This is a genomic window from Plantibacter sp. VKM Ac-2885 (assembly GCF_015351205.1).
Taxonomy (GTDB): Bacteria; Actinomycetota; Actinomycetes; order Actinomycetales; family Microbacteriaceae; genus Plantibacter; species Plantibacter auratus.
In genome coordinates, this window is record NZ_JADKSK010000001.1 from 1874635 (window position 1) to 1892585 (window position 17951).

Genomic DNA, 17951 nt, shown 5'->3' on the forward strand with positions numbered 1-17951 from the left:
AGTCGTCTGGCATGTCCGCCGCGTCGGCGGACATGACGCAGGGCCCGGACTCACGAGTCCGGGCCCTGCATGACGGTGGTGGGGCGGTCTGCCGTTCAGGCGGCCTTGCCGAACCGGTCGGTGCCGTTCGCACGAGGTCGGCGCGGGGCGCGGTTCGTCTGACGGACCGTCGGTTCGGTCATGACGGGTCGTTCACTGCCGACCACGGTGCGGTCTGCGACCCTGGCATCCCGATCGACGCTCGCGCCGTGGGCGACCTGGACGTCGGCACCCAGACGGGCGTCGCTTCCGACCCGCGCTCCGCGTCCGATGACACAGCGCTCCCCGATGTGGACGTTCGCGCCGATGAAGGCGCCTTCCCCGATCACCGCGGACCGGTCGATCCAGGTTCCGGCACCGATCCAGGCGTTGGCACGGATGTCCGCGTCAGCCTCCACGAAGGTGGTGCGTTCGATGAACGCCGACGGATCGATCAGTGCACGAGCTGCGACCATGCCCTTGCCGTTCGGGTGGTGACGGTACCGTTCCACCTCGCCGGTCCGGCCTTCGATCTCTTCGTACACTCTCGCCATGGGTGACCCCCTTCTGGTCTACTCAACACTGGGGACAACGCCGGGTGGCTCCCGGTCATTCCTTCCCGGGGCCTGCCTGGGAATCCCATGAGTCTCGTGCTGTGCTGTAGAGGGTGTTCGGAGGAGGAGGCCGCCGCGGTTTGGTCGTGACCGGTCATTGGAAGTCGCGCGAACGGGTGTTCGCCCCGATCCGGAGCGCTTCCAACCGATCCGCCACCAGATTGACGATGCCTTCCGGTGATCGCTCCAGCATGCCGCGGACCACCATCGCCGGGGCTTCCCTGGCCACGCGGCGATACCGGTTCCAGACGCCGACACTGCAGATCACGTTGACGAGTCCCGCTTCGTCCTCGAGGTTCATGAAGGTGATGCCGCTCGCCGTCGCCGGCCGTTGCCGATGCGTCACGACACCCCCGACCTCCACGCGACGGTCCGTCTGCGCCGTCAGGAGTTCGTCGGACCGCAGCGCACCTCGTCGTGTGAGATCGGCACGGACGTGGCGGATGGGGTGGTCGTCGGTCGACATCCCGGTCGACCAGATGTCGGAGATGAGTTGTTCGGCGGCCGTCGGAACCGGGAGCAACGGCGGCTGCACGGTCGTGAACGTCCCCTCGAGCTGGTCGGGACGATGCCGACTGGCCTGCGCTGCGCCCCACATCGCCTCACGACGGGTGAGGCCGAATCCGTCGAAGGCGCCCGCCGCCGACAGCGACTCCAACTGCGAGGAGCTCAGGCCGATCCGCCTGGCCAGGTCGGCCTGGCTGGTGAACAGCCCTCCGGACTCCCGTTCGGCGACGATCCGCTTCGCGAGCTCCTCACCGATCCCCTGGACGGAGGAGAGACCCAGCCGGACGGCGAGTGCGCCGTCGCGCCGGTGTCCTGCCGAATCGTCGGGAAGGAGTGGATCGAAGAGCCCGGTCGGTCCCTGATCGTGTTCGAGGCAGCGCGTGCGTCCGCCGGGAGCGACCGGGGCACCGGGGGCGGCCTCCGGGTCGAGCGCTTCGAGGCCGGCCTGTGCGCCGGAGCGATGCAGATCGGGACGAAGGACGGAGACGCCGTGTCTGCGGGCGTCGGCGACGAGCGTCATCGGCGAGTAGAACCCCATGGGCTGCGCCCGGAGCAGGGCCGCGAGGAACGCCCCCGGGTAGTGCAGACGCAGCCAGGCGCTCACGTAGACGAGGAGGGCGAAGCTCAGGGAGTGGCTCTCAGCGAAGCCGAAGTTGGCGAAGGCCTGGATCTTGGCGTACACGGCATCGGCGTCCGCTCCGACGATGCCGTTACCGGCCATGCCGAGGTACAGCGTGTCCTTGAGGCTCTCGATCTTCTCCTCGCCGCGCTTCGATCCCATCGCCCGGCGCAGGAGGTCCGCATCCTCGGCCGAACACCCACCGACGGCCATCGCCATCTGCATGAGCTGCTCCTGGAACAGCGGCACGCCGAGCGTGCGTTCGAGGACCGGTTCGAGGCTCGGGTGGAGGTAGGTGATGGGCTCCTGGCCGGTCTTCCGGCGCAGGTAGGGGTGCACCGCGCCGCCCTGGATGGGCCCCGGGCGGATCATGGCGACCTCGATGACGAGATCGTAGAACCGGCGGGGGAGCAAGCGCGGCAGCATGCCCATCTGCGCGCGGCTCTCCACCTGGAAGACCCCGATGGTGTCGGCCCGGCAGAGCTGGTCGTAGACCCCTGCTTCGTCCTTCGGGATGGTCTCCAGGGTCCAGCGCTCCCCGGTGTGTTCGGCCACGAGGTCGAAGCAGTACTGGATGGCCGAGAGCATGCCGAGACCCAGGAGGTCGAACTTGACGAGACCCATCCAGGCGCAGTCGTCCTTGTCCCACTGGAGGACCGTGCGACCGTCCATGCGCCCGTGCTCGATCGGGCAGACCTCGCCGACCGGCCGATCGGTCAGCACCATGCCACCCGAGTGGATGCCCAGGTGCCGGGGCAGGGTGAGCATCTGCTGCGCGAGGCCGACGACGCGCTCGGGGATGTCGTGGTCGGTGCTCGACATGACCCCGCCCCAACGCTCGACCTGTTTCGACCAGGCGTCCTGCTGACCGGGGCTGTACCCGAGCGCCTTGGCGGTGTCGCGGACGGCGAACTTCGGCCGATAGCTGATGATGTTCGCGACCTGAGCGGCGTTGCGGCGTCCGTAGGTCTCGTAGACGTACTGGATGGCCTCCTCGCGCCGGTCGGAGTCGAAGTCGACGTCGATGTCGGGCTCCTCCTCTCGCATGCTGGAGAGGAACCGTTCGAACGGCAGCTCGTAGAAGATCGAGTCGACGGCGGTGATCCCGAGCAGGTAGCAGACGGCCGAGTTCGCGGCGGAACCGCGTCCCTGGCAGAGGATGCCCCGGCCGCGGGCGAAACTGACGATGTCGTGCACGATCAGGAAGTACCCGGGGAAGTCCTTCTGCTCGATGACCTCGAGCTCCCGTTCGATGCGTCGGAGGTGTTCGGGAGTGGCGTCGGGGTACTTGACGGGGACGGCTTCGAGCACGAGGTGCCGAAGCCAGCTCATGGGCGTATGGCCCTCCGGGACGCGCTGTCGCGGGAGCTTCGGGCGGACCGCCCGCAGGCTGAAGGCGAGTTCGTCGGCCAGCTCGACGCTCCGTGCCACCGCTCCGGGGTATCTGGCGAACCGGTCCGCCATCTCGGCGCCGCTCCGCAGGTGCGCGGTTCCGGCCGCGGGAAGCCATCCGTCGAGCTCGTCGAGGCTGCGTCGTGCTCGGACGGCCGCCAGCGCGGTCTGGAGTCGATGCTGCTCGGGCGTGGCGTAATGGACGTTGCCCGTGGCGACGACGGTGAGGTCGAGCAACGCCGCGATCTCGGCGAGTGCATCGTTCTCCGCCGAGTCCTCCGGGTGGCCGTGGTCGCTCAACTCGACGACGACGTGCTCCGGACCGAACAGGGCGACGAGTCGGTCGACCGCGGCGGCGGCGGCCTCCAGACCGTGCTCACGGAGCGCGGTGCGGACGAACCCCTTGCGGCACCCGGTGAGCACGGTCACGTGGCCGGCGACGGAGGCGGCGAGCCGCTCGAGGTCGTAGATCGGGTGACCCTTCTCGGCTCCGTCGGCGAGTTGTGCGTCCGTGATCGCACCGGCCAGGCGGTGATACCCCTCTGCTCGACGGGCGAGCAGGAGCAGATGATGTCCGACGGGGTCGGGGACGCCGTTCTGCGGCCGGTCCAAGCCGATGGACAGTTCGGCACCGTAGACCGTCCGGAGGTCGGGGAACCGTTCCGCCGCCTCGGCCATCCGGACGACACCGTAGAAACCGTCGTGGTCGGTGAGCGCGAGCGCGTGCAGGCCGAGTGCCGCAGCCTCTTCGACGAGCCGCTCCGGCGGGCTCGCGCCGTCGAGGAAGCTGAAGCTCGAGTGCGCGTGGAGTTCCGCATAGGGGACCCGCGTCGTCGACGGGCGCTGCTCCGGTGGTTCGGGGACGTACGGTTGACGCTTCCGCGACCAGGCCGGGCTGTCCCCACCGTCGGCTCCCAGCGGCAGGGTGGCCGGACGGCTCGCGTCGGACAGACGGCGCTCGAACTCCGACCATGAGACCGGGGGGTTGTTCCATCCCATGCTGGGCTCCTTCGTCATGCGGTGTGGTGCGGACGTGATGCGGTTCAGTCGTAGCGGGCCTCAGCCCTCCAGTGCTGCTCCTCCAGCAGGAGCAGCCAGGCGTCACCCGAGTCGTCGAGGACCTGGAGACGGTGGACGCGATGGTGGCCGTCGTCGTCCCACCAGCGTTCGTCGATGCTCCAGGGGCCGGCCCAACCGTCGATGACGTGCCAGTCCGAGAAAGCGAAGAACCGTGCGGGTGCTGCACTCACGGTGCTGCGCTCGTCGACCGCCACAGCCTGGCCCGTCGCGTCGACGACCTCGACCGGCACGGCGGTGTCGAAGACGGTCGAGGGAGCCGCTCCCGGGATGGTCCCTGGCCACGGCCGGTTCCGACGTTCGGCCACGGCTGCCTCACCACCCGGCGGAACGCTGCCCCAGGGGACGAGGATGCGGCGGTCGAGGAGGAGGCGGCCGCCGGACGGCATCGCGGTCACGACGCCGTCGTGGCCGAGCATGCTCTGGACGCGGGCGAGTCCGCTGTGGATGCGTTCGTCCGGTCCGCTGCCCCAGAGTCCTTCCTCGTGTTCCGCAGCGTCGTCGAGGGTCTCCGGGACGACCTCGACGAGTTCGACGGGAGAGGCGAGTCCGTGATCGATGTTGGACGCGCCCTGCAACTGCCAGCGCACGCGATCGAGGACGTCGCCGGCGGTGAACCAGCGTGGGTGGAGCCAGGTGCGGGTGGAGCGCTCCCCGCGCTCGCTCCGCATGCTGATCGTGATCGCGGTGGTCACGAGGCCGGCCTCCGCCAGGCCGGTGATGAACCGTTCCGCGGACTGCCGGAACCCGAAGGTCAGCTGGTCGATGCGGTCGAGCGGGGGCTCGAAGGCGATCGACACGGCCAGCTCGGTCGGCGGCACGCGAGGGACGACGCTTCGGGCGTCCGCGCCGGCTGCGAGGCGGTGCGCTCGGGCGCCGTCGGGGCCGAAGCGGTCGCGGACCTCGGTCGCGGGCAGTGCGCCGAACGCCCCCAGGGTGCTGATCCCGAGCCGGTGCAGCAGTGAGCTGAGTTCGGGGCGCCCGAGGGTGGACAGGGGGAGCGGGGCCAGGAAGGCGGGAGAGGCTCCGGAGGGGATGACGATGATCCGGGAACCGTCCTGTTGGAACGCGGTGGACCTCGCGGCCTGCTCCGCGGCGAAGGGGCCGTCGGCGATGCCGATTCGTGCATCGGGGACACCGAGCTCGTCGAGGCGGGCCAGGAGGACCTCTGCCGCAGCCGACTCGCCGCCGTAGTATCTGCTCGGTCCTCGGGATCGGATGGCGCAGAGCCCGGCCCGGAAGGGCTGGACGCCCGGCATGAGCTCCTCGATGCCGAGGAGGATCGGCTCGAAGGCGCGGGTGTCGACGACCGGGTCGTAGTCGGCGGTCGCCAGTTCCGGACAGCGGGCCTCGGCCTCGCGGACACGGAGTCCACGCCGCACTCCTGCTCGACGTGCGCTGGCGTCGCAGGCCAGGACCTCACCATGCTCGACCAGGGCCAGCGGAGCGTCTGCCGTGTCCTCGGACAGCGTTCCAGAGAGTCGTGCCGCCACGATCGGCCAGTCGGGGCACCAGAGGACCATGGTGCGCTCGACCGGTCCCGCAGGCGGTTCGGTCGTCATCGGTTCACGATCATCGGGAGCCGGACGACGGTGTCGTCGTCGAGGAGACCGGAGCCGGCGAGCGGTGCGGTGCGACCCTCGGTCGATCCCAGGGGCAGCGTCAGGTGCGCGGTCCTGGGCCGGCCCGCAGCCCCCTGGCCGAGCATCGAGCTGACGGTGAGCCGCCGATGCCGGAGATGTCCGTGCCCCGCCCCGAGGCCGCTCCAGGAGCTCTCGGTCACGCGCAACGTCGCATCGCTCTGCGGCCAGGAACCGAGGACGATCAGTGCGGCCTCGCGCTGCCGGAGGCGAGCCGCGAGTCTGGCGGCGTCGCTCGGGGCGATCCGTCCGGGAGGCGCTGTGATGAGCACGCCGGCGACGTCGGCCATGGCCGCGGTGACCGTGAGCCAGTCCGGACCGGGCTGGGGGACGAGGACGAGTCGTTCGAGGTCGATGCCCATGGAGGCCGCCGCCTCCACGCCGAACGACGGGAGACCGATGACGGCGCACCAGGTCCCGGCTGCTGACGGCCCGGCCATGAGCGACATGGCGAGCGCCGTGGAGCCGAGCACGGAGTAGCTGCCTCCGGCCTGGAGGGCGCCACCGGGCAGGAGCCGGGAGAGCTCAGGAGCGGTCGGCAGGGATCGGGTGTCGAGGCGCGTCCCCTGCATCCGCTTGATGCGCCCCTGGAGTTCGTGCAGCTCGGTCGCGGTGTCCGCCCTGACGGGGGAGTCGACGAGTGCGCGGAGAGCCATGGCTCAATATTCGAACATATCTTCGAACAAGTCAACCGGCTCGATCCGGTCTCGACGGCGACTGACGGATGACTCGACCATGGTCCGGCATCCCACCGACACGCGGTCCGCGGTGTCAGCGGCGCCCGGTACGCTGGGCCCATGTGCGGACGTTTCGTCGTGACCGAATCCACCGAGGAACTCATCGAGCTCTTCGACATCGACCACGCGGCTGCCGAGCTGCCCGGGCCCTCGTACAACGTGCGCCCGACCGAGCAGATCCCGATCATCCTCGACTCGGTGAAGACGGGGCCGGTGGTCCGCCGGCTCGAATCGGCGCGGTGGTCACTCGTGCCGTCGTTCGCCACCGAGCTGAAGAGTCAGTACCCGACCTTCAACGCTCGCGCGGAGGAGGTCACCACCAAGCCCACGTTCGCGCCATCGGTCAAACAGAAGCGCGCATTGGTCCCCGCCGCCGGGTACTACGAGTGGCACACCGAGGGCGCGACGAAGACCCCGTACTACGTGCAGACCGCTGGTGGTGAACCGATCGTCTTCGCGGCCCTCTACTCGTGGTGGCGCGACCGCTCGCTACCGGACGACGACCCGCGGCGTTGGGTGCTGAGCGCGACCATCCTCACGCGGCCGGCGGTCGGTCCCTTGCAGGAGCTGCACCCACGGACGCCCGTGACGCTGCCGCCGGAATGCTGGGACGCCTGGCTCGATCCGCACCACGAGGCCGACCAGGACGAGGTCGACGAGATGGTGTCCGCAGCGACCGACGTCGCGGAGCAGCTCGTCTTCCACCGGGTGGCGCCGTTGCAGGGCGATGGACCGGAGCTCATCCTCCCCGTCCAGGAATAGCCGCAGGAGAGTCGGCCGGAGGCGCGGAACGGAACCGCCCCGGAGACACGAAACCTACCCCGGGCACACAGAACCGCCCCTGACGCGAACGTCAGGGGCGGTTCTCGGTGTCTCAGACGCGAGGGCTGGAATGACCGGCCGCTCGGATCGTCAGCTCCGACTGATCAGAGAATCAGAGGGGGCGGATGTTCTCGGCCTGCAGGCCCTTGGGGCCCTGGTTGGTCTCGAACTCGACCTTCTGGTTCTCCTCGAGCGAGCGGTAGCCGCTCGTCGCGATGGCGGAGAAGTGTGCGAAGACGTCGGCGCTGCCGTCGTCAGGAGTGATGAATCCGAAGCCCTTTTCGGCGTTGAACCACTTCACAGTTCCAGTTGACATGTATTTCCTCTTTCATGAGTGACCGTTCCCGACTTTCGGGCCCGTTCGTCGCGGTGTTCTTTGCTCGCTCCTCAGAAAAGCAGCGTATCCATCGGTGGAAACGCGGCTTGAAATACCTGCGCAACACAACAACTTCGATCCACGTTAGCCCATCTCGGCTCGAAACGGCAGCCGAACACGTAACGGATTGGCCAATTCTGCATCTTTTTCCGACATTCGACGTGATGCCTGGGTATCTCCAGCGGATCTCGCGGTCTGCGGTGATTCCCCAGCCGTCGACCGTAGGCTGAGGCCATCTGCAGAGCGCATGCTCGCCCGAGCGTCCGCTCACCACCCCGGCTGGGAAGTCGACACGATTCCTCCGGAGTGCCCATGTCAACTGAAGCCATCCTCGGCCCGGTTCGTGCCACGAGCCCCCGCAAGCCCGGCGCCACGAACGTCACCAGCTCCTACTCGTCGCTGTTGAAGACGGTTCGCGAGGCGGGACTCCTCCGCCGCCACCGCATGTTCTACATCCTGACGTTCTCGTTCCTCGTGATCGCGCTCCTCGGCTGCGTCACCGGGTTCGTCCTGCTCCGCGAGTCCTGGTTCCAGTTGCTCATCGCCGGCGCGCTCGGCATCATCCTCACCCAGTTCGCCTTCCTCGCCCACGAGGCCTCGCACCGTCAGGTCTTCGAGTCGGGTCGGGCGAACGACCGCGCCGGCCGCTTCCTCGCGGCGGGCATCGTCGGCATCAGCTACTCGTGGTGGATGACGAAGCACACGCGCCACCACGCGAACCCGAACCAGGTCACCAAGGACCCCGACATCGAGATCGACACGATCTCCTTCATCGAGGAGGACGCGGCGAAGGCGAAAGGCCTGCAGGCGCTGATCACCCGGAAGCAGGGCTACCTCTTCTTCCCCCTCCTCATGCTGGAGGGCATCAACCTCCACGCGCTGTCCTTCAAGACCCTCTTCGGTCCGGGCAAGGTCGACGGCCGCGCCGCCGAGATCAGCATGATCGTCGCCCGCGTCGGTCTGTACCTGGCTGCGATCTTCCTCTTCCTGCCCGTGGGCATGGCGTTCGCGTTCCTCGGCGTCCAGCTCGCGGTCTTCGGTGTCTACATGGGTGCGTCCTTCGCGCCGAACCACAAGGGCATGCCGATCATCCCGGCCGACATGAAGCTCGACTTCCTCCGCAAGCAGGTGCTGACCTCGCGCAACGTCCGCGGCTTCGGCATGGCCACCTTCATGGGCGGCCTGAACTACCAGATCGAGCACCACCTGTTCCCGAGCATGCCTCGCCCGGCTCTGGCCCGTGCTCGCGTCATCGTTCGAGAGCACTGCGAGACCCAGCAGGTGCCGTACACCGAGACGACCCTGCTGCAGTCCTACGCCATCGTCATCGAGTACCTCAACCGGGTCGGGCTCTCAGCCCGCGACCCGTTCGACTGCCCGGCGGCGGCGAACTTCCGCCGCCGGTAGTCGATCCGGCTCAGACCTCGAGCGTGTCGAGCGGGGCGAGCGGGTAGTAGGTCCCGCCGCCCTGTTCGGTCGCCCACTGCAGGCGGTCGTGCGACATGCTCTGTCCCGGCCCTGAGAGCACCATCTCGTGTGTCCCGAACGCGCGCTTCGGCGCGACGGCGGTGACGAAGTCCATGCCCTCGGAGATCTTCATCCACGGTGCACCAGCCGGGGCGGCCAGGACGTCGACCTCGACGCCCTCGGGGACGGCGAAGGAATCGCCGGGGTAGTACACCAGGTCGTTGATGAGGACGCCCACGTTGTCGATCACCGGGATCGACGAATGGATGACCGCGTGGGTCCCTCCGAAGAAGCGGAGCGTGAACGGCCCGGCTTCGACCACGTCTCCCGGAGCGACGACGGTGATGTCGTAGCCGTCCGCGGCGGCGGCGACACCGGCCGGTCCGTAGAGGACGGCATCCGGGCTCGCGGCGAGGATGCGGTCGAGGTGCTCCGCGGTCCAGTGGTCGGGGTGCAGGTGCGTGATCAGGACCGCCGCGGTGTGCTCCACATCGGCCATTGGCGACGTGAACGCGCCCGGGTCGACGATCAGCTTGGCGCCGTCCGTCTCAAGGAGGAATGCTGCATGTTCGAACTTCGTGAGTCTCATAGGACGAGTGAATACCGTGGGAGCGCCGGGGGCAACCCGGTCGTCCGGGTATCCAGCCGCCGTGGGCCTGTCAGAATCGGCAGGTGACCACGCAGCCCCGACGCATCGGCGTCGCCATCAACCCGACCGCGTCGTTCGGCTCGACCCGAACCGTGGGCCCGATGGTGCTCGACGCCCTCGAGCAAGCCGGGCACCGCGCCGTCCGTCTGCAGGAGCAGACCGTCGGGCAGCTCCGGAGCGCGGTGCAGACTGCCATCGAGGCTGGGTTGGACGCGCTCGTCGTCGTCGGTGGCGACGGCATGGTGAGTCTGGCCGTCGAGGCGGTGCGGGACTCGGGCCTGCCGTTCGGCGTGGTCCCGTCCGGTACGGGCAACGACATCGCCAGGGGACTCGGGATCCCGCTGGGGGATCCCGCAGCCGCGATCGCGTCCCTGCTCCGTGCGCTCGAGGGCGAGCCGCGCGTGATCGACGCCGGCACGGTGACGGACGGCGAGCGGACGACCTGGTTCGTCGGTGCGGTGTCCGCAGGCTTCGACGCCCTCGTCAACGAACGGGCGAACCGCATGCGACGGCCGCGCGGGCGCAGTCGGTACACGATCGCGATCCTCCGTGAGCTCCTGGCCCTGCGACCCCGCCGGTACGAGCTGACCGTGGACGGGGCGCCGGAGACGGTCGACGCCGTCCTCCTCGCCGTCGCGAACAACACCTCGATCGGTGGAGGCATGCTCATCGCGCCGCAGGCGGACCTCGCCGACGGCCGATTCGACCTCTTCGTCGTCACACCCGTGTCCCGATTCCGGTTCCTCCGGCTGTTCCCCAAGGTCTTCTCGGGTGCCCACACGGATCTCGACATCGTGCGACTGTCGAGGGTCCGTTCGGTCTCGATCGCCGCGGACGGCATCACGGCCTACGCCGACGGGGAGCGCATCGGTCCGCTGCCGGTCACGATCGACGTGGTCCCCGGCGCCCTCCGAGTGCTCGCGTGACCGCGTCCGCCCGAGCACGACCACCGCGCGACACGCCCGTCGGATGCCGCTGGTGGCCTCGATTTGTACGGCTCGAAATCGTATGGCATACTCATATCCGTTGCTTACGGCCCCATCGTTTAGCGGCCTAGGACACCGCCCTCTCACGGCGGCAGCACGGGTTCAAATCCCGTTGGGGTCACAACACCGAACGAAGCCTCGCTTTCCTGAGTCATCAGGAAGCGGGGCTTCGTTCATTTGGCGGCTCGAGTGCGCCTCGGGATGGCCACGCGGGCCTTCCGGGACGCTCCGAAGGCAGGGCCCGCACCGATCTCGCCGAGTGCCGCTGCGTGCTAGCTTGGCCGGGTGACCGTGAAGCAGAAGCGCCGCGCTCCGGCGACAGCCGCAGTCCTGATCCTCGCCGCCCTGCTGACGGGGTGCTCCATCCCGGTGACGGGGGAGCCCGTGGCCGGCGGTGCCGGCCCCGTCGTCGACGTCGCCGGCGGCACCGACGACACGCTGCGCAAGGACTTCGACGCGAGTCCTCAGGAGGTCAACGACTACTGGACCGACGACAAGTTCGGCGGAGCGACGGCACCGGATCTGAAGCCGGGTGAGGACACGCTCACGGGCGACCAGGCCACCGGCGTGGTCGTGCACCCGAGTACCGGGGTCGGTCCCGACGTCGACGTCAAGGCCATCACCCCGACAGCAGCCGGCGACCCGTACCCGGCGACCGGCTTGGCGGCGGCGACGCAGGGACGTCTGTACTTCTCCATCGGCGGTGCCACGTACGTCTGTTCCGCGAGCGTCGTCAACGCCCCGACCATGGACCTCGTCCTGACGGCGGGCCACTGCGTCTGGGACACGTACGGCAAACAGCTCGCCGAGAACATCATCTTCATCCCGGCCGACGCGGCCAACGGCCAGACCCAGCCCTACGGGCAGTGGGCCGGGGTCAGCACCTACGTCCCCGACGAGTTCACGAGTGAGGCGACCTCGGACGCCAGCGGTGCGACGAGCGGCAACGGCTGGGCCTACGACTTCGCCTTCATCCGGCTCGCCCCGAACGCTGCAGGCCAGAAGATCCAGGAGGTGACCGGCGGTCAGGGCATCTCGTTCGGTACGCCGCCCGAGGGCATCACGGTGATCGGGTATCCGTCCGCCGCACCGTTCGACGGACAGTCGCAGCGCTACTGCGCGAGCCAGGCCGCCACGAAGGGATACGCCGGATACCGGGTCGACTGCCTCATGACCCCGGGTTGCTCGGGCGGGGGCTGGCTCACCCGCTTGGATCCCGCCACCGGCGCCGGGTACGTCACCTCGGTCACCTCGCGCGGCGACGGTTCCTGGCTCGAGGGCCCCGTCCTCGGACAGCGGGCGCTCACCCTGTACAACGACGCTCTGGCGGAGGGGTCATGACCGCCAGCGCGAGTATGACGCGACGCCGGCGGCGGATCGGCGTCCTGGCTCTGGCCGGGAGCGCCGCGCTCGCCTTGAGCGCGTGCACGACGCCCGGATCGGCGTTCCCCGACGCCGCCGCCCAGCAGAGCTACATGCAGGATCTCGCCGAGGCGAGGTTGGAGTTGCTGTCAGCCCAGATCGGCCAGGCGCCGGACGTGATCGGGTCGGCATACGTCCACGCCGTCTCGGGAGACCTCGAGTCGCACGAGAACGACTCGGTCGTGCTCTTCGGCGACCCGACCGCGTCGTTCAGCCAGGACAAGGGCTCGGCCGACGGGGACACCGTCGACATCTATCACCAGGCGGGAGTCGACTACGACCTCCTGCTGCTCGGCGGTGAACTCAAGGAGCTCGCGCCCACGGAGTGGGTGGCCGTCCAGACGCAGTACGTGGCTGACGAGGACGCCGAAGGTTCGCTCGGGCCGGCCTGCGTCTACCCCGGCATCTCCATCGCGTGCGACATCTACAGCGCGGTCGAAACCACTCGCAGCTCGGGGGACGGCGCGCTCAGCAGCGTCGTCGTCTCGATGCGCAACGACGGCTCCTCGCAGATCTCGACGAGCGCGAGCCTCGAGAGCGTGCTGGCCGTCGGGACGCTGTTCGACCTCCCGGACGACCTCGTCGCGTCGTTCAGCGAGGACGACCTCGCGACGCTCCTCCCGGTGACGATCTTCCAGAACGCCGAGGGCGGCCTCGTGAAAATGGAGTTGAGCGGGACGGTCGAGAGCAAGACGACGCTGCAGTTGCAGGCCGGCTTCGAGGTGTCGGGCACGTCGACGCTCGAGGACCTGCCGACCGCACCATCAGGATTCGACGTGACGGTGATCCCGGCGGCCGATCAGGCCGCGTTCTGGGATCGGATCGAGGAGTTGAGGAAATGACCGACGACCAGAAGCCCGAGGACCTCGGAAAGCCCCCGGTCGGCGGCCCCCTGCGCCCCGACCAGCAGCCGCCGGGATTCCCCGACCCGAACGCACCTCGCCTGGAGTTCGGACCGGGAAGCCCGCAGCGTCAGACGCCGCCGCAGAACGGTGCACCCCAGAACGGCGCGCCGCAGGGTCAGAACGGACCACCGCAGGGCGTCCCGTCGCAGAACGGCCCGTCTCAGCTGTCCGCGCCTGGTCAGGCCGGCGGAGGGCCCCGTCCGCAGGGAGACGCCCCAGGGCAGCAGTCCAACGGTCCAGCGCCGCAGCCGCCCACCCAGCCTGGAGCGCCGTTCGCCGGCGCGCCCGGTGGGCAGCCGTGGGTGCAGCAGCAGCGGCCCTCGAACGCAGGCCCGAACCAGCAGCCGCAGCAGCAGGGGCGGCCAGGCGGTCCGGACGGGTTCCGGCCCCCGACATCGACTGGTCAGCCCGGTCACGCGCCCGGGGGTCCTCAGCAGGGTCGGGCCCCCGGCCAGGCTCCACAGGGACGTCCATTCGGCGCGCCGCAGGGCCAGCCTCAGGGGCCGCAGGGTCAACCTCCTTACGGTCAGGCACGCCCGACCGGGCCACAGCCCTTCGGTCCGGGACAGGCGCAGCACCCGACCGGCCCGTTCCAGCCAGGTCCGCAACAGCAAGGATCGCAGTCCGGTCCACAGCAGACCGGTCCGTTCCGTCCCGGCCCCGAGTACGGCGTCGCGGGCCAGCAGCCTGCTCCGAGCCGGAAACCCGCGCGCAAGCCGCTCGGGCGCAAACTCTGGATCGGCGTGCTCATCGGTGCGGTCGCCGCATCGCTCATCGCCGTCCCGCTCACCCTCCTCTCGGTCGGTCGCCTGTTCACGCCGATGCTCGACCGCGGCTCGGTGCAGACCGGTGTGGCCGAGGTGCTCAAGCAGGACTTCGGCCTCGCAGACGTCGAGAAGGTCGAGTGCCCGAGCGATCAGCCGGCCACGACCGGGACACAGTTCGAGTGCACGTTCTCGTACAACGCGAAGAGCTACCCGGTGGCCGTCGAGGTCATCAACGACCAGGGGCAGTACCGCGTCGGGATCGACGCGCCGAAGTAGCACGGTGTCGGCACCGGCGTCCCCTCGAGCGACGACGGTGCCGACGGCTTCGCCACGGACCGGGTGGTACGCTGGGCGAATGTTGTCCGGGCTGCTCCTCCTTCCCAGCCGCGACGAGGCCTAGATCCAGGCTCCCTCGTCGCGGAGGTCGCTGACGCCTGACCACTCATCGTTTGAAGGAATTCCACGACATGTCGCAGCTGAACGCCGATCCGTCCGTCCCGAGCATTCCCGAGCACCCGCGCACGCTCGCCGAGAAGGTCTGGGACGACCACCTCGTCGTCAAGGGTGAGGACGGCACGCCCGACCTCATCTACATCGACCTGCACCTCGTCCATGAGGTGACGAGCCCGCAGGCCTTCGACGGTCTCCGCCTGGCCGACCGGCCGCTGCGTCGCGTCGACCTCACGATCGCGACCGAGGACCACAACACCCCGACGCTCGCGATCGACAAGCCGATCGCCGACCTCACCAGCCGCACGCAGATCGAGACCCTCCGTCGCAACGCCGCGGAGTTCGGGGTGCGGATCCACTCCCTCGGCGACCTCGATCAGGGGATCGTGCACGTCGTCGGGCCGCAGCTCGGCCTCACGATGCCCGGGATAACGGTGGTCTGCGGCGACTCGCACACCTCGACCCACGGCGCCTTCGGGGCCATGGCCTTCGGCATCGGCACCAGCGAGGTCGAGCACGTCATGGCCACGCAGACGCTGCCGTTGAAGCCGTTCAAGACCATGGCGATCACCGTCGAAGGCACGTTGCGGCCGGGCGTGACCGCGAAGGACATCATCCTCGCCGTCATCGCGAAGATCGGCACCGGCGGCGGGCAGGGCTACGTCCTCGAATACCGCGGCTCGGCGATCCGTGCGCTCTCCATGGAGGGCCGCATGACGATCTGCAACATGTCGATCGAGGCCGGTGCCCGTGCCGGCATGGTCGCCCCGGACCAAATCACCTACGACTACCTGCAGGGCCGCCCGCACGCTCCGACCGGAGCCGACTGGGACGAAGCCGTCGCCTACTGGGACACCCTCGCGACCGATGAAGGCGCCGCCTTCGACGCCGAGGTCTTCCTCGACGCCGACGCGCTGGAACCTTTCGTCACCTGGGGCACCAACCCGGGCCAGGGCGTCTCGCTCAGCGAGAACGTTCCCGACCCCGCGGCCATCGCCGACCCGAACGAGCGCTCCGCAGCCGAGCGCGCGCTGGAGTACATGGCACTCGAAGCCGGGACCCCGATGAAGGAGATCCCGGTGGACGCGGTCTTCATGGGCTCCTGCACGAACAGCCGGATCGAAGACCTGCGGGCGTTCGCATCCGTCATCGAGGGCCGCACGAAGGCCGAGGGTGTGCGGGTGATGGTGGTCCCGGGTTCCGCCCGGGTTCGGATCGAGGCGGAGGCCGAGGGGCTCGACAAGATCATCACCGACTTCGGTGCGGAGTGGCGGTTCGCCGGATGCTCCATGTGCCTCGGGATGAACCCCGATCAGCTCGCTCCGGGGGAGCGCTGCGCCTCGACGTCGAACCGCAACTTCGAGGGTCGCCAGGGCAAGGGCGGCCGCACGCACCTCGTCTCACCGCTCGTCGCCGCGGCGACCGCCATCCGAGGCACGCTCTCCAGCCCGGCCGATCTCGAGGTCGAGCCCGGCAGACACGCGGCCACCGAGCAGGAAGGCGTGCACGCCTGATGGACAAGTTCACGACCGTCACCGGCGTCGCCGCTCCGATGCGGCGCTCCAACGTCGACACCGATCAGATCATCCCCGCCGTCTACCTGAAGCGGGTCACGAAGACGGGCTTCGAGGACGCACTCTTCGCCGGATGGCGCCAGGACCCCGACTTCATCCTGAACCAGCCGGCCTACCAGGGCGCGAGCATCCTCGTCGCCGGGCACGACTTCGGTACCGGGTCGTCGCGTGAGCACGCCGTCTGGGCGCTGCGCGACTTCGGGTTCAAGGTCGTCGTGTCGTCCCGCTTCGGCGACATCTTCCGCGGGAACTCCGGCAAGCAGGGCCTCCTGGCCGCCCAGGTCACGGAGGAGGAGCTCGAGCAGCTCTGGGCTGCGATCGAGGCCGCTCCAGGCGCGGATTCCGTCGTCGACCTCATCTCCCGCACCATCACGGTCGGCGATCTCACGGTTTCGTTCCAGGTCGACGATTACACTCGGTGGCGGCTCATCGAAGGACTCGATGACATCGGGCTGACGCTCCGTAGCGAGGAGCAGATCACCGCATTCGAAGCCCGGCGGCCGAACTGGCTGCCCCGCACCATTCCCGTCAAGTAGCAAGGCAGTAGGTACCGGTTTGAATTCACTCGTCCAGGCGTCACAGGCGGCAGGCTCGTCGGTCGGACTCGATGTCGACCGCATCACGATCAACGGCGGTATCCCGCTCCGGGGCCGCATCGAGGTCAAGGGTGCCAAGAACCTCGTGACCAAGGCGATGGTGGCGTCGCTGCTCGGCGAGAACGTCAGCGTCCTGCGCAACGTGCCGAACATCAGCGACGTCCGGGTGGTCCGCTCCCTGCTCGAGATCCACGGCGTGGACGTGACGGAGGGCGAGAACCCGAACGAGCTCCGCCTCGACCCGACCAACGTCGAGTCCGCCCACATGGAGGAGATCGACGCGCACGCCGGCTTCTCCCGGATCCCGATCCTGTTCTGCGGGCCGCTGCTCCACCGCCTCGGGGCGGCGTTCATCCCCGACCTCGGAGGCTGCCGCATCGGCGACCGCCCCATCGACTTCCACCTCGACGCGCTCCGCAAGTTCGGCGCGGTCGTGGAGAAGCTCCCGCAGGGCATCCGTCTCTCGGCCCCGAACGGTCTCCACGGGACGACGGTGCATCTCCCGTACCCGAGCGTCGGCGCCACGGAGCAGGTCCTGCTCACGGCGGTCCGTGCCAAGGGCACCACAGAACTCAAGGGTGCGGCGATCGAGCCGGAGATCATGGATCTCATCGCCGTCCTCCAGAAGATGGGCGCGATCATCTCCTACGAGCCGAACCGCGTGATCCTCATCGAAGGCGTGGACAAGCTCGAGGGGTACGACCACACGGCCATCGGCGACCGCAACGAGGCCGCGAGCTGGGCGTCGGCCGCGCTCGCGACCGACGGCGACGTCTTCGTCGGCGGCGCGAAGCAGCAGGACATGATGACGTTCCTCAACATCTTCCGCAAGGCCGGTGGCGGGTTCGACATCACCGACGACGGCATCCGGTTCTACCGCAAGGAGGAGCTGAAGCCCGTGGTCATCGAGACCGACGTGCACCCCGGCTTCATGACGGACTGGCAGCAGCCTCTCATCGTCGCGCTGACGCAGGCGACGGGCGAGTCGATCGTCCACGAGACCGTCTACGAGAACCGCTTCGGCTTCACGGACGCGCTCAACACCATGGGCGCGAACATCGTCGTGCACCCCAACGGGCTGTCGGGTACGCCTCGTCGGGTGCCGCGGCGCAACCTCGAGCAGGCCGCCGTGATCAACGGACCGACTCCGTTGCACGGTGCCGACATCGAGGTACCCGACCTCCGCGGTGGCTTCAGCCACCTCATCGCGGCGCTCACCGCCGAGGGCAAGTCGACGGTCAGCAACGTCGGCATCATCAGCCGTGGGTACGAGAACTTCATCGTGAAGCTCCAGCAGCTCGGTGCTGACTTCGTCCTCGAAACGAAGTAGTCC

At 68.9% G+C, this 17951-nt stretch carries 15 protein-coding genes and 1 tRNA gene; 10 read left to right on the top strand and 6 right to left on the bottom strand.

Features of this window, described 5'->3' with window-relative positions:
- Positions 1-95: 95 nt before the first annotated feature.
- From ITJ66_RS09045 to ITJ66_RS09060, 4 genes are all read right to left on the bottom strand, one after another.
- Complete coding sequence (locus tag ITJ66_RS09045; protein WP_079002213.1) at positions 96-572, bottom strand: DapH/DapD/GlmU-related protein; 477 nt, start codon at positions 570-572, stop codon at positions 96-98.
- Between the two features lie 154 nt (positions 573-726).
- A complete protein-coding gene (locus ITJ66_RS09050; protein WP_192018149.1) occupies positions 727-4149 on the bottom strand; it encodes an error-prone DNA polymerase in 3423 nt (1140 codons plus the stop codon).
- Positions 4150-4193: 44 nt separating this feature from the next.
- Positions 4194-5789, bottom strand: a complete 1596-nt coding sequence (locus tag ITJ66_RS09055; RefSeq protein WP_194644409.1) for a DNA polymerase Y family protein — start codon at positions 5787-5789, stop codon at positions 4194-4196.
- Complete coding sequence (locus tag ITJ66_RS09060) at positions 5786-6523, bottom strand: hypothetical protein (RefSeq protein WP_194644410.1); 738 nt, start codon at positions 6521-6523, stop codon at positions 5786-5788. Before ITJ66_RS09060 ends, ITJ66_RS09055 begins: the two co-directional genes overlap by 4 nt.
- Before the next feature lie 141 nt (positions 6524-6664).
- Between ITJ66_RS09060 and ITJ66_RS09065 the strand changes: the two genes are divergently transcribed.
- Positions 6665-7366, top strand: a complete 702-nt coding sequence (locus ITJ66_RS09065; RefSeq protein WP_079705628.1) for an SOS response-associated peptidase — start codon at positions 6665-6667, stop codon at positions 7364-7366.
- Between the two features lie 172 nt (positions 7367-7538).
- On the opposite strand, the gene ITJ66_RS09070 is transcribed toward ITJ66_RS09065, so the two are convergent.
- On the bottom strand, positions 7539-7742 hold the full coding sequence (locus ITJ66_RS09070) for a cold-shock protein (RefSeq protein WP_056006986.1): 204 nt from the start codon (positions 7740-7742) through the stop codon (positions 7539-7541).
- A 372-nt stretch (positions 7743-8114) separates the two neighbouring features.
- Between ITJ66_RS09070 and ITJ66_RS09075 the strand changes: the two genes are divergently transcribed.
- On the top strand, positions 8115-9209 hold the full coding sequence (locus ITJ66_RS09075) for an acyl-CoA desaturase (protein WP_191940856.1): 1095 nt from the start codon (positions 8115-8117) through the stop codon (positions 9207-9209).
- A 10-nt stretch (positions 9210-9219) separates the two neighbouring features.
- Here ITJ66_RS09075 and ITJ66_RS09080 read toward each other — a convergent pair whose 3' ends face one another.
- Positions 9220-9858, bottom strand: a complete 639-nt coding sequence (locus ITJ66_RS09080) for an MBL fold metallo-hydrolase (RefSeq protein WP_194644411.1) — start codon at positions 9856-9858, stop codon at positions 9220-9222.
- Between the two features lie 83 nt (positions 9859-9941).
- On the opposite strand from ITJ66_RS09080, the gene ITJ66_RS09085 reads away from it, so the two are divergent.
- The 8 genes from ITJ66_RS09085 (at position 9942) to murA (ending at position 17948) form a co-directional block, all read left to right on the top strand.
- Entirely contained in the window at positions 9942-10844 is a 903-nt protein-coding gene (locus ITJ66_RS09085; protein ID WP_194644412.1) for a YegS/Rv2252/BmrU family lipid kinase, read from the top strand.
- Positions 10845-10952: 108 nt separating this feature from the next.
- Positions 10953-11025, top strand: a tRNA-Glu gene (locus tag ITJ66_RS09090).
- Between the two features lie 164 nt (positions 11026-11189).
- Complete coding sequence (locus tag ITJ66_RS09095) at positions 11190-12245, top strand: serine protease (RefSeq protein WP_121290177.1); 1056 nt, start codon at positions 11190-11192, stop codon at positions 12243-12245.
- Positions 12242-13168, top strand: a complete 927-nt coding sequence (locus tag ITJ66_RS09100; RefSeq protein WP_191940859.1) for a hypothetical protein — start codon at positions 12242-12244, stop codon at positions 13166-13168. Before ITJ66_RS09095 ends, ITJ66_RS09100 begins: the two co-directional genes overlap by 4 nt.
- Positions 13165-14274, top strand: a complete 1110-nt coding sequence (locus ITJ66_RS09105) for a DUF4333 domain-containing protein (RefSeq protein ID WP_194644413.1) — start codon at positions 13165-13167, stop codon at positions 14272-14274. The genes ITJ66_RS09100 and ITJ66_RS09105 overlap by 4 nt, the downstream gene beginning before the upstream one ends.
- Positions 14275-14465: 191 nt before the next feature.
- A complete protein-coding gene (gene leuC, locus ITJ66_RS09110) occupies positions 14466-15962 on the top strand; it encodes a 3-isopropylmalate dehydratase large subunit (protein WP_085510608.1) in 1497 nt (498 codons plus the stop codon).
- Positions 15962-16558: a 3-isopropylmalate dehydratase small subunit gene (gene leuD / locus ITJ66_RS09115; RefSeq protein ID WP_194601395.1), complete on the top strand. Its 597-nt coding sequence runs from the start codon at positions 15962-15964 to the stop codon at positions 16556-16558. The genes leuC and leuD overlap by 1 nt, the downstream gene beginning before the upstream one ends.
- Before the next feature lie 19 nt (positions 16559-16577).
- Positions 16578-17948, top strand: a complete 1371-nt coding sequence (gene murA, locus ITJ66_RS09120; protein WP_064296294.1) for a UDP-N-acetylglucosamine 1-carboxyvinyltransferase — start codon at positions 16578-16580, stop codon at positions 17946-17948.
- Positions 17949-17951 lie beyond the last annotated feature (3 nt).